Below are 14,299 nucleotides of genomic sequence, written 5' to 3'. Positions count from 1 at the left end.
GGGGTTGGGGAGGATAAAAAAGTGAAGAATAAACTAACCAGAAGAGACTTTATCAGGATTTCAGCCGTAGGTGCCGGGGTTTTAGCTGCCGGCGGTTTAGGGGTTAAGGAGCTGATTACCTCGGCGGCTGAATGCCAGTATTCTGAAACCAAAGCTCTTTTGGGAACCTATATAACAATTACCCTGATAGATAGCGGTCAGGACAGCGCCAAAGCCAAGGTCAAAGATACCTTTGCCGAAATTGAGCGGTTGTCTTCTGTATTTAACCGTTTTGATATAACCTCAGAGCTTTACCGCCTGAACAGGAGCGGTCAGGCCATAGGTGCTTCAAGCGAATTCGTATCCGTTCTTTCCAATGCCCGGTATTGTGCCGAGCTTAGCGGCGGGGCATTTGACCCGACTGTACTGCCTGCCTTGGACCTCTGTCAGGACAGCTTTGCCAAAACCAAACTGCCTCCCTCTTCCGCCCAGCTTGCTGAAGTAAAATATCTGGTTGATTACAGGGAAATGTCTATCAAAGGCAAGGATATAGTTTTGGGCAGGAACGGCATGGCCATTACTCTGGATGGTATTGCCAAGGGTTATATTGTAGACATGGCTAGTTCCTATCTGCGCGGGCGGGGTGTCAGCCAGATAATAGTTGAAGCCGGTGGAGATTTGGCTCTTCAGGGCATGCGTGAAGACGGCCAGCCTTGGAAAGTAGGTATCACCCACCCCAGAGCTTTTACCGGTTATTATGACGTTATTCAGTCTTCAAATGCCTGCATGGCTACTTCCGGTGATTATGAAAACGCATTCACCCCGGATTATAAGTATAATCATATTATTGACCCCAGTACCGGGTTCTCACCTCAGGAACTGTGCAGTGCCACTGTTATTGCCCGTGATACTCTGCTGGCTGATGCTTTAGCTACAGCTGCCATGGTAATGGGAGTGGATGAGACCCTTAAGCTGCTTGAAAGTCTGGACGGGGCAGAAGCCCTGCTTATTGGCAAAGACCTTAAGAGTTATACAACCAGTGGTTATCGTGCCCTTAGTGAACATCTCAGCACCTGAACCCTTGATATTGGCGTTACTTAGATGAGGACAATTGACCAAAAGTCAGGCAGTCCTCATTTTTATACCATTTATACTATGCCTGCAGATGCCTTTTTCTTGACAAAAATTCACTAATCCTATAGCATAGACGTATTTCTTAAGCTTATTAGTAATAGGAATATTACTTTTAGTGGTTAGTTGTTGGAGGCGAATACAATGAAGTTGTCAGCCCGCGGCAGGCATTCCATGGAGGCCATGTTTGACCTGGCGGTTCATTACGGTGAAGGCCCTATTTTGATTCGTGACGTCGCTCAGCGGCGAAAGATATCTGAACAGTATCTGGCTCAGCTTTTTATCCCTTTGCGGATAGCAGGGTTGGTCAGGAGTGTTCGTGGGGCAAACGGCGGTTTTGTACTGGCCAGAGATCCTAAAGAGATAAAACTGAGTGATATTGTAAAGGCTACCGAAGGATCTACCTCCCCTTCAGAGTGTGTAGATGACCCTAGGGTTTGCTGGCGTGGTGAGGGTTGTATAACCCGCAATGTCTGGCTCAGAATAAAAAAAGCTACCGATGAAATTTTGGATTCTATAAATTTAGATAATCTGGTACAGCAGTGGAAAGAAAGCGGTTCACCTGAAGTTCCTCTGGAGCTGAGCATTTAAAAGCCTTTAATGCCCGCAATAAAATATTCGGGTACTCTTTAATCAAGATAAATGATCAATTTTCCGGTAAGGATATTTCAAAATAACCTGCCGGAAATTTGGTTTTTATAGTGTCCCATCAGGTGACTCCGGGTATTCAGGGTAGAATTGGTCTTAGATGCTATTTCAGGTATAATTTGCAGATATCTGTATTTCCTGTAGCCCAGTATTATAAAGGAGCAAGTGGATATGTCTGAAATGCCTGAAATAGGTAAAATATCACCGGATATTTTTCGGGAACTTATCTATCCCAGACTGGGGGTAGCTTCACAGGATGTGCTTATCGGCCCCAGAAGCGGGGTTGATGCCGCCGTAATCAATCTGGGGGGCAAGGCTGTTTCCCTGACCACCGACCCGGTCTTTATAGTGCCTGAATATGGTTGGGAAAGGGCGGCCTGGTTTGCCATTCATATTCTCCTTTCAGATTCAGTTACCTCAGGTTTAAAACCCAAATACCTGACCATAGACCTTAATTTGCCCATGAGTATTACCAAAGACCAGCTGAGTCTAGTTTGGCAGGTCATTCATGACCAGTGCGCCCAAAATGGCGTATCTATAGTAACCGGGCATACCGCCAGATATGAAAACTGCAGCTATCCTTTCGTTGGCGGGGCAACTGTAATCGGCGAAGGTGAACTTAACCAGTATGTCGGCCCGGAATTTGTAAAGCCCGGTGATAAAATAATAATCACCAAAGGTCCGGCTATTGAAGCCTGCGGTATTTTCGCTGCTATGTTCCCCGGTTTTCTGGCCAAAAAATACGGACAAGATTTCAGCCGAAAAGCGCAAGGTATTTTTTATAAGATGAGTGTGGTGGAAGACGCTCTGGCAGCTGTGTCTGTGGGTGTCCGGGATAACGGGGTAACTGCCATGCATGATGCTACCGAATGCGGTATCTGGGGCGGGCTGTATGAAATAGCTGAAGCCGCGGGTCTGGGCGTTACCATAGAAAAAGACAAAATTGTTATTGAAGACGGGGTAAAAGAAATCTGCTCCCTGTTTGAAATAGACCCCTATGCGTCTATAAGCGAGGGTACCCTGCTGCTCACCTGCCGAGCCCACCGGGCGGAAGCAATCCTTTCAGCTATGGCGGCTAAGGGTACCAAGGCCTCGGTAGCGGGTGAAATAACCCCGGCCGGAAGCGGTATGAAAATGATTGAAAACGGGCAGGGAAAGCCCCTCGTTCACCCTCAGGTTGACCCGTTCTGGAAGGCATTTTATAATGCCTTGGAAAAGTATAATGAACTGGAAGGCAAAAAATGATGCAGGACAAAGTTACTCCGCCCTCCTATTACAAGACAGATTACTGGAAACGTTATTCCAAAGTTTACGACTTTTTAACCCGCTTGCTTTTTACGCCTTTCGGCGGGGAAGAACGCTTTCGCCGCAAGTTTGTAGATGCGGCAAATATCCAGCCCGCAGACAATATTATTGATATGTGCTGCGGCACAGGTGCTACTACCCGTCTGGTAGCCGGAAAACTGAAGGGCGGTCAAGTAACAGGTGTTGACCTTTCCCCGGATATGATGGCCAGAGCCAAAGAAAAGGTAGTGGGCATGCCGGCTGTTTTCCAACAGGCTTCGGGTGACAATCTGCCCTTCCCTGAGGGTGCCTTTGACAAGGCCTTTGTATCTTACGGGCTGCACGAAATGCCCACCCCTATCCGCTGTGAAGCGATTAAACAGGTTTACAAAGTGCTTAAGCCGGGGGGTGTTTTCAACGTACTGGACTATAATCTGCCACAGGGTATCGGCGGACTTGGTATCAGGGTATTTATACGGGTGTTTGAAGGTCTGCCTGCCTACCAGATGATGCAGCCGGGAGTACTAAGCGGTGAACTAAAGGATGCCGGGTTTGAAATCCTGAACCGCCGCCAGCGTCTTTTAGGCATGTTTCAGATAATTCAGGCGCGTAAACCGCTTTAGCCCAACACTCCGCTTCATCAGGTAAAACAGCCCGGCTGCAAACCATAGAGTTTAGCCGGGTTTGCCATATAGTATAGGTTTTTATATCCTTCGGGTGGTAAAATTAGGCCGTAAGGGGCAGATATATGTATAGAGAGCTTATTTCGCACAAGATAGCGGAACTGAAAAAAGAGCGTAAGGCCATTATACTGGCCCACAACTACCAGCTTGGAGAAATTCAGGACGCAGCGGATTTTGTGGGTGATTCGCTGGAACTGGCCCGTAAGGCGGCAAAGGTTGATGCCGAAGTAATAGTATTTTGCGGAGTTCACTTTATGGCGGAAACAGCGGCCATTCTCAGCCCCGAAAAGATAGTGCTTGCACCTGAACCAAGGGCCGGTTGCCCTATGGCGGATATGATAAGCGGGGCGGAACTCAGGGAATTCAAATCCCGTCATCCCGGACTGCCGGTGGTATGTTATGTTAACTCTACAGCTGAGGTCAAGGCCGAGTCGGATATTTGCTGTACTTCGGCTAATGCCGTCAAAGTGGTGGAAAGCCTGAAATCAGATACAGTTTTGTTCGTACCTGACCAGTATCTGGGGGCTTTTGTCAAAGAACGCACCAGTAAAAAAATAATAAGCTGGCCGGGCTATTGCCCCAGTCATGCACGCATAAAACCAGAAGATATTGTAAACCTGAAAAAACACTACCCTGCCGCCAAAGTAATAGTCCACCCTGAAAGCCGCCCTGAGGTAACTGCTCTGGCAGACGAGGTTTTATCCACCGGGCAGATGGTTAGCTATGCTGCCCGGGCGGATGTCAAAGAGCTTATTGTAGGTACTGAAATAGGCATGATCTACCGCCTGCGCAAAGAAAACCCGGACAAGCTTTTTATACCGGTATCCGAACAGGCTGTGTGTGCCAATATGAAAATGACCACCCTGCCCAAACTTCTTGCCAGTCTGGAAAATATGCAGGCGGTAGTAAGCGTACCGGAAGAAATTCGCGTTAAGGCAGTGGGTGCGGTGGAACGAATGCTGAGGGTGGTATAAAAAGGGTGAAGGCAAATCCATTTCTGATAGTCTTCATTACCGCCACCGACGCGGAGGAAGCCACCCTTATCTCAAAGGTGCTTCTTAACCAACGCAAAGCGGCCTGTGTCAGCATTATCCCGCGGGCAAACTCACAGTATTGGTGGCAGGGCAAGGTAGAGGAATCAACCGAAAGCCTGCTTATTGTAAAAACCCGCCAGTCTCTGCTTGCTTCGCTCATAGAGGTAGTGCATGAAGTTCACAGCTACGAAAACCCCGAAGTGCTGGCAATGCCGGTTGTCGGGGGCAGTCCGGAGTATCTGGACTGGCTGGATAAAGAACTTTCTGCCCAGACGGATATTCCGGAATAGCCAATGGGTGCTATAATGGGTGCTTAAATGATAAAAGATATTAAAAATGTTTTCAGCAAAGATCCGGCTGCCAGAAGTGTGGCAGAGGTTCTATTTTGTTATCCCGGTTTGCATGCTCTCTGGTTTCACCGGGTGGCAAACTGGCTGTGGCGGCATAAACTCCATTTCTGGGCACGCTGGCTTTCCCATGGCGGGCGGTTCTGCACCGGCATTGAGATTCATCCGGGGGCAAAAATAGGTCAGCGTTTCTTCATTGACCATGGGATGGGGGTAGTCATTGGCGAAACCTCTGAAATTGGCAATGACGTGCTTATGTATCAGGGTGTGGTGCTTGGCGGAACCAGTCTGTCCAAAGGCAAACGCCACCCTACTATCTGCGATAATGCAGTTATCGGTACAGGCGCAATAGTGCTGGGCGGCATTACGGTGGGTGAAGGGGCTAAAGTAGGGGCAGGTTCGGTGGTTACCAAAGATGTTCCGGCCGGGGCGACTGTAGTTGGCATACCCGGGCGGGTGGTTGAAGAATCACGCCGTATGGTTATTGATCTGGAACACGGCAAACTGCCTGACCCGGTAGCAGACGCTCTGAAAGTGGTTCTGACCGAACAGCAAAAACTGATGGACAGGCTTGCCCAGCTTGAAAAAAACAGCGGACTGAAAGTGCCTCAGGATGAGCTTCGCGGGCAGATACGCGAGATTATGAAAGAGTTTAACCTGTAGTCATTTATCACAGTTTGCAGAGATAACAAAAAAGGGGCGGTTATTAACCGCCCCTTTAATATTTTAGTTTAAAACCGGTATCAAGTCTGGTGGATTTCACCGCAGTGGGGGCATTGGATTTCCTGCCCTTTCAAACCGGGCGGAACGCGAAGCCTGACTCCGCAATCGCAATCTACCGTCTGGTATTTATTCATATTCCAGAGGGCATTTGAGGTCTCTCGGGCGCGGCCTATTTCGGTAGCCAAAGGCCCTTCATCCGAAGCCTCCCTGATGGTTTCGTCATGGTCCAGCTTAATGGCAGTGGGGGGTATGACATGCCCGCCTTTTACCTGTTTAAAGGCCTCATCATAGTTGTGGTAGGAAGCCCCGTTCATAGACCGCAGAATCCTTACCCTCTCGCTGATGGGGGGATGGGTGGATGTCAGGTTAGCCGCAGCCTTACCTTTGGCCCTGAAAGGGTTGATGATATACATGGGAGCGGTAGCCTGATTGGCTGAACGCAGCTGTTCAGTGGAAGCCCCCAGTTTTTCAAGGGCTGAAGCCAGTCCCTCAGGGTAACGGGTATACTGGGCGGAAGAGGCATCTGCCAGATACTCCCGTTTGCGTGAAATGGCAAAGTAAATCAGCTGGGCAAACAAGGGTGCCAACACAATAAGCAAAAGTGCTGCCACCATTAAAATAGCCTGAGCCCCGCCGCCACTCCCCTCATTGGAGGAAGAACGGCGTGACCCTCCGCCGAAAATAAACATCCGTGAGCCGTACTGGGCTAAGATAACGATAGTTCCCAGAAGGATGCTGCACCAGACCATTAGTGATACATCCCGGTTTTTTATATGGGCCATTTCGTGCCCTATAACGCCCTGAAGCTCATCCCTGTTCAGCTTTTGCAGCAGGCCGGAGGTGATAGCCACCGAGATATGGTTTTTGTCCCGTCCGGTGGCAAAAGCGTTCAAGGCAGGGTCATCAATGATATAAACCTTGGGCATGGTGTCCATACCGGAGGCAATCTTCATTTCCTCCACCACGTTGTAAAGGCGCGGGTGGTCAGAGGGTTTTATCTCCTTGGCATTAGCCATACCCAAGAGGATACTATCCCCCTGGGTCAGGGCTATCAGGTTCATTATTCCCCACAGGACAAGGGCAATCACCAGTCCCGCCAGCCCGTTATCGGTAAAAGCCATCCCCAAAGCGTAGCCCAAGGCTACCAGAATAAGCCCCATACCTATAACCAGCATAATGGAACGGGTTCTATTGGATTGTATCTGTTCCCACATATCAGTTTAAATCCTGCTTAAAACTTTACCTTGGGAGCCTGGCGTTCCTCTTCCACCTTGACCTCAAAGAATTCGCTGGCCTTGAAATTAGCCATACCGGCCACAATGTTTGAGGGGAACATTTGGGTTTGGTTGTTGTATTTCATAACCGAATCATTGTAAAACTGGCGGGCAAAACTTATCTTGTTTTCAGTAGAGGTCAGTTCTTCCTGCAAAGCCAGAAAGTTCTGGTTAGCCTTTAGGTTGGGGTAGTTTTCAACTACTGCCAGCAGGCGGGAAAGGGCAGAAGACAGTTCGCCTTCAGCTTTGGCTCTGGCTTCTACACTGGTTGAAGTAGATAACTGCTGGGCCAGATTACGGGCATTGGTCACAGATTCAAGAGTTTGCCGTTCATGGGTCATGTAGCCTTTGACAGTTTCAATCAGGTTGGGTATCAGGTCGTAGCGTCTTTTCAGCTGGACATCTATCTGCGCCCAGGCATTTTTAACCTGATTCCGCAGACCTACCAGGCCGTTGTAAGCACCGGCAAACCACAGCCCCAATACCAGGACCAGTGCCAGAATGACTATAAGTGCAATCCACATGTTTCCCTCCTTGTGTTCTTTATTTACTAAAAATTATTGGTTTATTTAGATTTGAATACTTCTTTTAGAAAATCCACCGCCGGTTGCTTGGTATCTTTACTCAAGCGGGTAATAAGCTGGTCTACCTCTCCCCCGTCAAAAAACATGCCGTGTCCCCCGGGGCAGTCATCGGTTATCAGCAGAGGGTCTTTTATCAGGGCGGTTTTTTTCATTTTACGGCGGCAGATGGGGCAGTGGCGTTTAGCCTCTCGGTTATCGGTTACTTCAGCTGCTTTTTCGGGGCTGTTTTTCAGGTTTACCGCGTTCAGCAATAACCCCAATTCTCCGGCATCAAACCAAACCCCGTGACAGGCCGGACAATAGTCCAGCTCTATCTCGCGGTATTCCACTACCAGCATATCTTTAGAGCAAGCCGGGCAAATCATAGACTTCTCCTTATATAACGTGTCTCTTAGTGTATGGATAGGCATATGTTCTTGTCAATGGGCGGATAATTGATAATCAAAGCTGAAGCATGCAGGATGAATATGGCATGGCTGAATAAAGTCTTGGCAATCCTAAATAACAAGCAATGCGCATCCCTTGAAAGGTAGTGGCGGGTGTTTTTTACAGTCAGGTGTAAGGCTAAATTTGATTTCGGCGGGCAATAAGGCAGGCAATACAGCCCAGCAGCAAGATAACAGCCATACCGCCCATGCCTATAGTAGTGTTGCTTATCGGGCCGAAAAAGTGCCCGCTGGCAACCAGCGGCGGGATTATTCCGAGTGCAGTCAGGAAACCCAGTACCATACAGATACCGCCTGAAATAGCCAGAAACAAAGCAAGCTTATTCATCTGAGATTGCCTTCTTAAGTAAAACGCTATAATGACTAATTTAAGCACAATAGAAGACTAATGGCAATAGGTTAAAGTATATTCAGTAAAACGTGATTTGCAAAAAATTAGTAAAAAGAAAAACCCTTTGAAGGAGAATTTCTTCAAAGGGAGAGCTTCTTAGCTTTAGAAAGTGGTACCCCTGGGGCGATTCGAACGCCCGACACGCGGTTTAGGAAACCGCTGCTCTATCCTACTGAGCTACAGGGGCTTGCAACAAAACCTTATTATAGCTGAAAGTCGGCGGGGCGGGCAATTGCCTGCCAGACAGGTGTCAATTCGGTCAGATAAATTATATATGCCCGCTTCTCTGGTGGAGCGGGCATATATAATTTTGCTTTATTCTAGCCCAGCAGGGTATTGCCTTTAGGTGTCAGATGGTATTTGCCTTCTTTTTCTTCGGCCAGTCCCGCTTCTGCCAAGGCACGCGTTCCGCTCCTGACCCGGTACAGGGGTAAACCTGAAAAAGGGGCTATCTCTTCCGGTGTACCGGGATGTTCCTTTATAGCTTTCAGGGTTTGCTTACCGCTGGTACTCAAGCTTCCGTCAGATTCAAAACAGGGCATTTCAGCCTCCTAAAGCTGTTTCTTGCACAAATACCAGTCTACACATTCATAACCCTGCCCCATTCTTTCTTCGGCCATTTCCTGGGTAGATGGAGAAGGCACTACTACTTTGTCACCGGGATGCCAGTTAGCCGGCAGGGCTACTTTATACTCGTCAGCGGTCTGGAGGGCGTCAATTACCCGTAAAATCTCCTGCATATTCCGCCCTACGTTCATGGGGTAGTACATGATGAGGCGTATTTTCTGACCGGGGTCAAGTATAAACACGCACCGGACAGTTTCGGTTTTGCTCTGTCCGGGGTGAAGCATGCCATAGGCAGAGGAAACCTCTTTATTAAGGTCGGCAATAATGGGGAAGGGTATCTTTATTCCGGTTTTATCTTCAACATTTCTTACCCAGGCAATATGGGACGAATTGCTGTCTACACTTAAGCCCAGCAATTCCACGCCCCTCTTTTGCAGTTCAGGGTAAATTTCAGTGAAGGCAATAAATTCAGTGGTGCAGACGGGAGTAAAATCTGCGGGATGGGAAAAGATAATGAGCCACTGGCCTTTGAAATCTTCCAGTTTCAAAACACCATGAGTGGTCAAGGCTTCAAACTGAGGTGCGATATCCCCGATACGGGGCATGGCGCGGGCTACTTCTTCCATTTTATCCTCCTGTTTTAATTCACCGGCATATCTGCCTTAGGTTCATAAAGGGGCGAAGTGAGGTTATAAAACCCCTTCTTTATAGTGTAGCACCGGTAGCACTTGTCTGACAGGGGGGTGTTTTAAGGCGGCTTTCAATCCGGGTATTTTTATATTCGTTACCCTGCTCAAAAAGCACAAAATTACGTAGTTGCACGTATTTAAACCTGTTTTGGGTCTGCTAGACTTAATCAGGTGTATTTTTCTGCGGGCAGATGCCAAAGGTCATCTGTGTAGCCATTAAGTTCTCATTTATTTGGTAGTTCTCTTGTGAAGTACCTTAGGTGAGATACAAAAAATGGTATTTACGAGATGGGCTGTGGGTTTTTTGTGGTCAATCAATAGCACTCGGATGACAGGTAGCAGTTGTTTTATGTTCCTATCCGGTAAAAACCTGGCAGGAGGCATGCATGCGGGTACTTGTAGTAGGCGGAACCGGCTTTCTGGGGTATCATGCCGTACTGGAACTGGTACGCCGGGGGCATCAGGTGTCTGTAATAGCTTTGCCGCCCATGCCGTCAGACCATATATTCCCCCCATCGGTAGAGGTATTTCTTTCAAATATCCACAATCTTAATCACGGTATGTTGCTGTCCATGCTCAAAGGTCAGGACGTAGTGGTGTATGCCGCCGGTGCAGATGACCGGGTAGTTCCCAAAGCTCCGGCTTATCTTTATTTCCACAAGGCCAATGTTGAAGACTGTCTCCACTTCTTTTCTATTGCCAAAGAGGCCGGGGTAAAGAGGGGCGTTTTCTTGGGTTCATATTTCTGCCATTTTGCCAAACTTTGGCCGGAATTGCACCTTGCCGAACACCACCCGTATATTGAAAGCCGCCTTGAGCAGGAAGAAGCCCTTTTCAAGCTGGGCGGGAACGAAATGGCTATCTGCGGTTTGCGTCTGCCTTATATATTCGGGAGTATGCCCGGCCGCACCCCTATCTGGGAACCCCTGATAAAGTACCTTAATTCCGGCTGGTGGCTTTTTTACCCCCGCGGCGGCACAAACTGTGTCTCGGCGGTAAGGGTGGGCGAGGCTATCGCCGGAGCGGTGGAAAAAGGGCAGGCGGGGCATAGCTATCTGGTGGGTGACGAAAACCTCAGCTGGGACGCATTGCTTTCCAAGTTTGGGGTAATTCTGGGCAAACCTAAAAAGGTTCTTCATTTGCCGGCTTTTATCCTGCGTCTGGCTGCTTTAGGTCTTAAAAGCATTCATCGTTTACAGGGACGGGAATCAGGGCTGGACCCTGTTAGTTATATCATCTTGCAGACACGTAACACCTTCTTTGACCCTATCCTGTCGCGTAAGGCTTTAGGTTACGGGCAGGGCGGGCTGGATACAGCCCTGAAAGATACGGTAGACGCTTGTCTGGAAATCCCCCGCAAAGAAGCCGGGTAAAATATGAAAGTATTAGTCAGCGGGGCTTCCGGCCGTATCGGCAACGTGCTGGTCAGGGAGCTACTGAAATCCGGCTACGGGGTAAGAGCTTTGGTGAAGCCGGGAGATACCGCCCTGTCTATTCAGGGGCTTGATATTGAACGGGTGGAGGGTGACGTAACCGTTTATCCCTCTGTTTTGGACGGGCTAAAAGGGTGTGAGGCTGTTTTTTATCTGGCGGGTATTGTTTCCATAATACCGGGGCGGGAAAAAGAGCTTTATGAAACCAATATAAAAGGGGCAGCCAATATGGCTGATGCCTGTCTGGAGTGCGGAATAACCCGCCTGCTTTATACTTCTTCAATCCATGCCCTGTCCGAACCTCCCCCGGGGACAGCTTTTACTGAAGAAGAGGGATATCATCCGTCTGATTTCCCGCCGGGTTACAACCGGAGTATGGCTCAGGGGGCTCTAGAGGTGCTTAAGAGATTTTCAGCCGGGCTTTCAGGTGTTATTGTCTGCCCCAGTGGGGTTATCGGTCCGTATGACTATGATCCTTCAGAAATGGGCAGAGTAGTGGTGGACTACGCCAGGGGGAAAATGAGTGCTTATGTAGACGGGGGCTACGATTTCGTAGATGTACGGGATGTAGCTATAGGCATGATATCCGCCTTTGAAAAGGGGCAGGATGGGCAGAGTTATATACTCTCCGGCCAGTACGTCAGCATTAAGAGTTTGTTTGAAATACTGGGCAGGCTTAGCGGGCTTACTCCTCCCCGTCTCCGAGTACCTTATATTCTTGCCAAACTGGGTGCTTATATCAGTTATCCGTATTACCGCCTGACCCATAGCGCCCCTCTTTTTACAGCATATTCGTTAGATGTACTGCGGAGCAATTCCAATATCAGTTCTGCCAAAGCCCGCTGTGAACTGGGGTTCTCCCCCCGTCTGGCGGAGGAATCTCTGGCAGACGCATATTTGTGGTTCAAATCCAAGGGTTATTTAAGTGATTAAAGCTGGTATACAAGTTTTATAAATTTGTATACTTGATGACTTGTGTTTAATCTTATATTTTGTATACTATTAATAAAAGTAATAAAAAATCGGTGAAATGATGGACGGATTTGAAAAACGCAAGACCCAGAGCAAAGAAGCTATCCTTAGGGTTGCCTTGGAATTATTTGAGCAGCACGGCTTCAGCCGGGTTTGCATACCTGAAATAGCCCGGCAGGCGGGTGTTTCGCCGGTAACGGTTTACAACCACTTCGGAAACAAGGAAGCACTTATCAAAGAAATCTTCAAGGTCTTTCTGGACAATTTGCTGGACAGCTACCGTAAGATAATAGAGGCCAAGATGCCCTTTGAGGAAAAGCTGGAGACTCTCTTTTTCAGTCAGGAAGCCCTGACCCAGCAGTATCAGGGTGAACTCATGGAAACTTCTGCCAAGCATTACCCGGTTATACAGGAATATATTGATAATTATTGGGGAGAGCGGCGGGATAATCTTATCGGCAAGTTGCTGGCAGAGGGAAAAGCCGGCGGGTATATCAGACCGGACCTTAGTCTGGAAGGCTTTTTCTTTTATTACCAGATAGTCAGGCGGGGTGTTTATGCCATACCCAATATTGCCGAAAGAATGCTTTCCAAACCCCAGCTTATGCCGGAGGTTATTTCGGTGGCTATACACGGTTTGCGCGGTTAGCAGGATTTTGGAGTATAATCTGGCTATAGATGTATGGAAATGTGGAGTAGAAAGAAAACCCTATGCTGATAGAATTTACGTTTGATAGTTTGGTTATGGCGGCTATTGTAGCAGCTATTGCCCTTGTCCTGTTTTTTTTGGTGAACAAATTGTTTTCCAGATATATCCGGAAAGATGAAGAAGGGAAAAAAGTAAGTTTACTTAGGAAGGCACTCAAAGCAGTCCGTTTACCGGTTTTGCTGGTTATTTGGTGCATTGCTTTGTATATCATATTTGAAAATCTGACTATTCAAGTTGATCTTAGCAAACAGATTTCTAAAGCCCTTGAATTACTTATGGCAGCCCTGACGCTTTGGATTGGGGCCGGGCTGATAGAAGGGTTGCTTAGCTGGCTTAAAACAGAAATACCCGGCAAAGCCAATTCACAGGTAAATGACCATATTATAGACAGCCTTCGTTTTGTAGTGCCATTGTTGGCAGTACTGACTCTGGTAGTTGCGGGTATAGGAATATACGGGGTGGCAGCAGACGGGCTGACCGTTTGGCTGGGTACCCACGGAGTCAAACTGTTACTTATCATAGGTTTGATTATTGCCGGTGTTTATGCTGTCAGCCGGGGCGTACCGGCGCTTATCCGTGGAATTATATATGGCGGGGTTGCCAAACCCAAAGAAGAAGCTAAAAAACGGGCGGATACCCTTATCGGGGTGGCTGTATCTACTGCAGAGGTAGTGGTAGTGGCTATGGGGGCTTTTGTGGCCCTGTCTGAGGTGGGGTTGGATATCGGGCCTATACTGGCCGGTGTCGGTGTTTTGGGTGTGGCTATCGGCTTTGGTGCCCAGAGTTTGGTTAAGGATTACCTTTCAGGTTTGTTTATAATACTGGAAAACCAGTATTCGGTGGGAGACGTTATCAAGGTAATGGATGTAGTGGGTGAGGTGGAATTTATAGACCTTCGCCGTACCATTGTGCGTGATCTGGACGGGGTGGTGCACGTAGTTTCCAACGGTGAAATACGGATAACCAGCAACTACACCAAGTATCTTTCACGGGTTAATTTTGATATCAGTATCGGCTATCAGGAAGATATAAACCATGCCATAGATGTTATAAACAAGGTGTGTGCCGAATTTACCAGTGAACCCGAATGGAATAAATCCGTAGTCAAAAATTCACTGGGAGTACTCAGAGTGAACAAACTGGGTGACTCCGGGGTGGATATTAAAGTGTTGGGTGACGTCAAGCCGGGTACTCAGTGGGCTATAAAAGGAGAGCTTCGCAAGCGGATAAAGATTGCCTTTGACCGTGAACATATTGAAATACCCTGGCCGCATACCAAGGTCTTCTTTGGCAATGCTTTGCCGGGTTCGAAGATGCAAATTGCCAAAGTGTCGGGCGAAGAACTTCCGGAAGCTGAATCTGAACCGGAGTCAGAGTAGTTTAGGTTTTACTCCGGTAAATAACA

Annotated in this window: 17 protein-coding genes and 1 tRNA gene; 11 read left to right on the top strand and 7 right to left on the bottom strand. The window is 48.1% G+C overall.

The window, feature by feature from the left end:
• Positions 1–21 precede the first annotated feature (21 nt).
• The 7 genes from X794_RS07010 (at position 22) to cysE (ending at position 5,769) form a co-directional block, all read left to right on the top strand.
• Positions 22–1,056 carry an FAD:protein FMN transferase gene (locus tag X794_RS07010; protein WP_012984555.1) on the top strand — a complete coding sequence of 345 codons (1,035 nt, stop codon included), beginning with the start codon at positions 22–24 and terminating at the stop codon, positions 1,054–1,056.
• A 198-nt stretch (positions 1,057–1,254) separates the two neighbouring features.
• On the top strand, positions 1,255–1,701 hold the full coding sequence (locus tag X794_RS07005; protein WP_011310029.1) for an RrF2 family transcriptional regulator: 447 nt from the start codon (positions 1,255–1,257) through the stop codon (positions 1,699–1,701).
• A gap of 228 nt (positions 1,702–1,929) precedes the next feature.
• A complete protein-coding gene (locus X794_RS07000) occupies positions 1,930–3,003 on the top strand; it encodes an AIR synthase family protein (RefSeq protein ID WP_011310027.1) in 1,074 nt (357 codons plus the stop codon).
• Positions 3,000–3,665 (top strand): class I SAM-dependent methyltransferase, encoded by a 666-nt coding sequence (locus X794_RS06995; protein ID WP_011310026.1) that lies wholly within the window; start codon positions 3,000–3,002, stop codon positions 3,663–3,665. Before X794_RS07000 ends, X794_RS06995 begins: the two co-directional genes overlap by 4 nt.
• A gap of 125 nt (positions 3,666–3,790) precedes the next feature.
• Positions 3,791–4,699 (top strand): quinolinate synthase NadA, encoded by a 909-nt coding sequence (gene nadA, locus X794_RS06990; RefSeq protein ID WP_011310025.1) that lies wholly within the window; start codon positions 3,791–3,793, stop codon positions 4,697–4,699.
• A 5-nt stretch (positions 4,700–4,704) separates the two neighbouring features.
• Positions 4,705–5,049, top strand: coding sequence for a divalent-cation tolerance protein CutA (cutA, locus tag X794_RS06985; protein ID WP_011310024.1), 345 nt, complete (start codon positions 4,705–4,707; stop codon positions 5,047–5,049).
• A 27-nt stretch (positions 5,050–5,076) separates the two neighbouring features.
• Positions 5,077–5,769, top strand: coding sequence for a serine O-acetyltransferase (gene cysE / locus X794_RS06980; RefSeq protein WP_011310023.1), 693 nt, complete (start codon positions 5,077–5,079; stop codon positions 5,767–5,769).
• Positions 5,770–5,849: 80 nt separating this feature from the next.
• Here cysE and X794_RS06975 read toward each other — a convergent pair whose 3' ends face one another.
• From X794_RS06975 to X794_RS06945, 7 genes are all read right to left on the bottom strand, one after another.
• The gene (locus X794_RS06975) at positions 5,850–7,043 is read right to left on the bottom strand and encodes a M48 family metallopeptidase (RefSeq protein WP_011310022.1); all 1,194 of its coding nucleotides are present in this window, start codon (positions 7,041–7,043) and stop codon (positions 5,850–5,852) included.
• Positions 7,044–7,060: 17 nt separating this feature from the next.
• Positions 7,061–7,627 carry a LemA family protein gene (locus X794_RS06970; protein WP_011310021.1) on the bottom strand — a complete coding sequence of 189 codons (567 nt, stop codon included), beginning with the start codon at positions 7,625–7,627 and terminating at the stop codon, positions 7,061–7,063.
• Between the two features lie 41 nt (positions 7,628–7,668).
• Positions 7,669–8,052: a zf-TFIIB domain-containing protein gene (locus X794_RS06965; RefSeq protein ID WP_011310020.1), complete on the bottom strand. Its 384-nt coding sequence runs from the start codon at positions 8,050–8,052 to the stop codon at positions 7,669–7,671.
• A 199-nt stretch (positions 8,053–8,251) separates the two neighbouring features.
• Entirely contained in the window at positions 8,252–8,461 is a 210-nt protein-coding gene (locus X794_RS06960) for a hypothetical protein (RefSeq protein ID WP_012034236.1), read from the bottom strand.
• 173 nt (positions 8,462–8,634) lie between these two features.
• Positions 8,635–8,711 (bottom strand) — tRNA-Arg (locus tag X794_RS06955).
• 133 nt (positions 8,712–8,844) lie between these two features.
• Positions 8,845–9,066 carry a hypothetical protein gene (locus tag X794_RS06950; RefSeq protein WP_012034235.1) on the bottom strand — a complete coding sequence of 74 codons (222 nt, stop codon included), beginning with the start codon at positions 9,064–9,066 and terminating at the stop codon, positions 8,845–8,847.
• Positions 9,067–9,075: 9 nt separating this feature from the next.
• Entirely contained in the window at positions 9,076–9,717 is a 642-nt protein-coding gene (locus X794_RS06945) for a peroxiredoxin (RefSeq protein WP_012034234.1), read from the bottom strand.
• Positions 9,718–10,166: 449 nt separating this feature from the next.
• On the opposite strand from X794_RS06945, the gene X794_RS06940 reads away from it, so the two are divergent.
• The 4 genes from X794_RS06940 (at position 10,167) to X794_RS06925 (ending at position 14,273) form a co-directional block, all read left to right on the top strand.
• Positions 10,167–11,153: an NAD-dependent epimerase/dehydratase family protein gene (locus X794_RS06940; RefSeq protein ID WP_034376982.1), complete on the top strand. Its 987-nt coding sequence runs from the start codon at positions 10,167–10,169 to the stop codon at positions 11,151–11,153.
• A 3-nt stretch (positions 11,154–11,156) separates the two neighbouring features.
• A complete protein-coding gene (locus X794_RS06935) occupies positions 11,157–12,146 on the top strand; it encodes an SDR family oxidoreductase (RefSeq protein WP_012034232.1) in 990 nt (329 codons plus the stop codon).
• 196 nt (positions 12,147–12,342) lie between these two features.
• Positions 12,343–12,834: a TetR/AcrR family transcriptional regulator gene (locus X794_RS06930; RefSeq protein WP_413540214.1), complete on the top strand. Its 492-nt coding sequence runs from the start codon at positions 12,343–12,345 to the stop codon at positions 12,832–12,834.
• A 62-nt stretch (positions 12,835–12,896) separates the two neighbouring features.
• Positions 12,897–14,273 carry a mechanosensitive ion channel family protein gene (locus X794_RS06925; RefSeq protein ID WP_011310012.1) on the top strand — a complete coding sequence of 459 codons (1,377 nt, stop codon included), beginning with the start codon at positions 12,897–12,899 and terminating at the stop codon, positions 14,271–14,273.
• The last annotated feature ends 26 nt before the right edge of the window (positions 14,274–14,299 follow it).

The sequence above is a fragment of the Dehalococcoides mccartyi CG5 genome (assembly GCF_000830885.1).
GTDB classification, from domain to species: domain Bacteria; phylum Chloroflexota; class Dehalococcoidia; order Dehalococcoidales; family Dehalococcoidaceae; genus Dehalococcoides; species Dehalococcoides mccartyi_B.
This window is presented reverse-complemented; position numbering and strand designations above follow the sequence as displayed.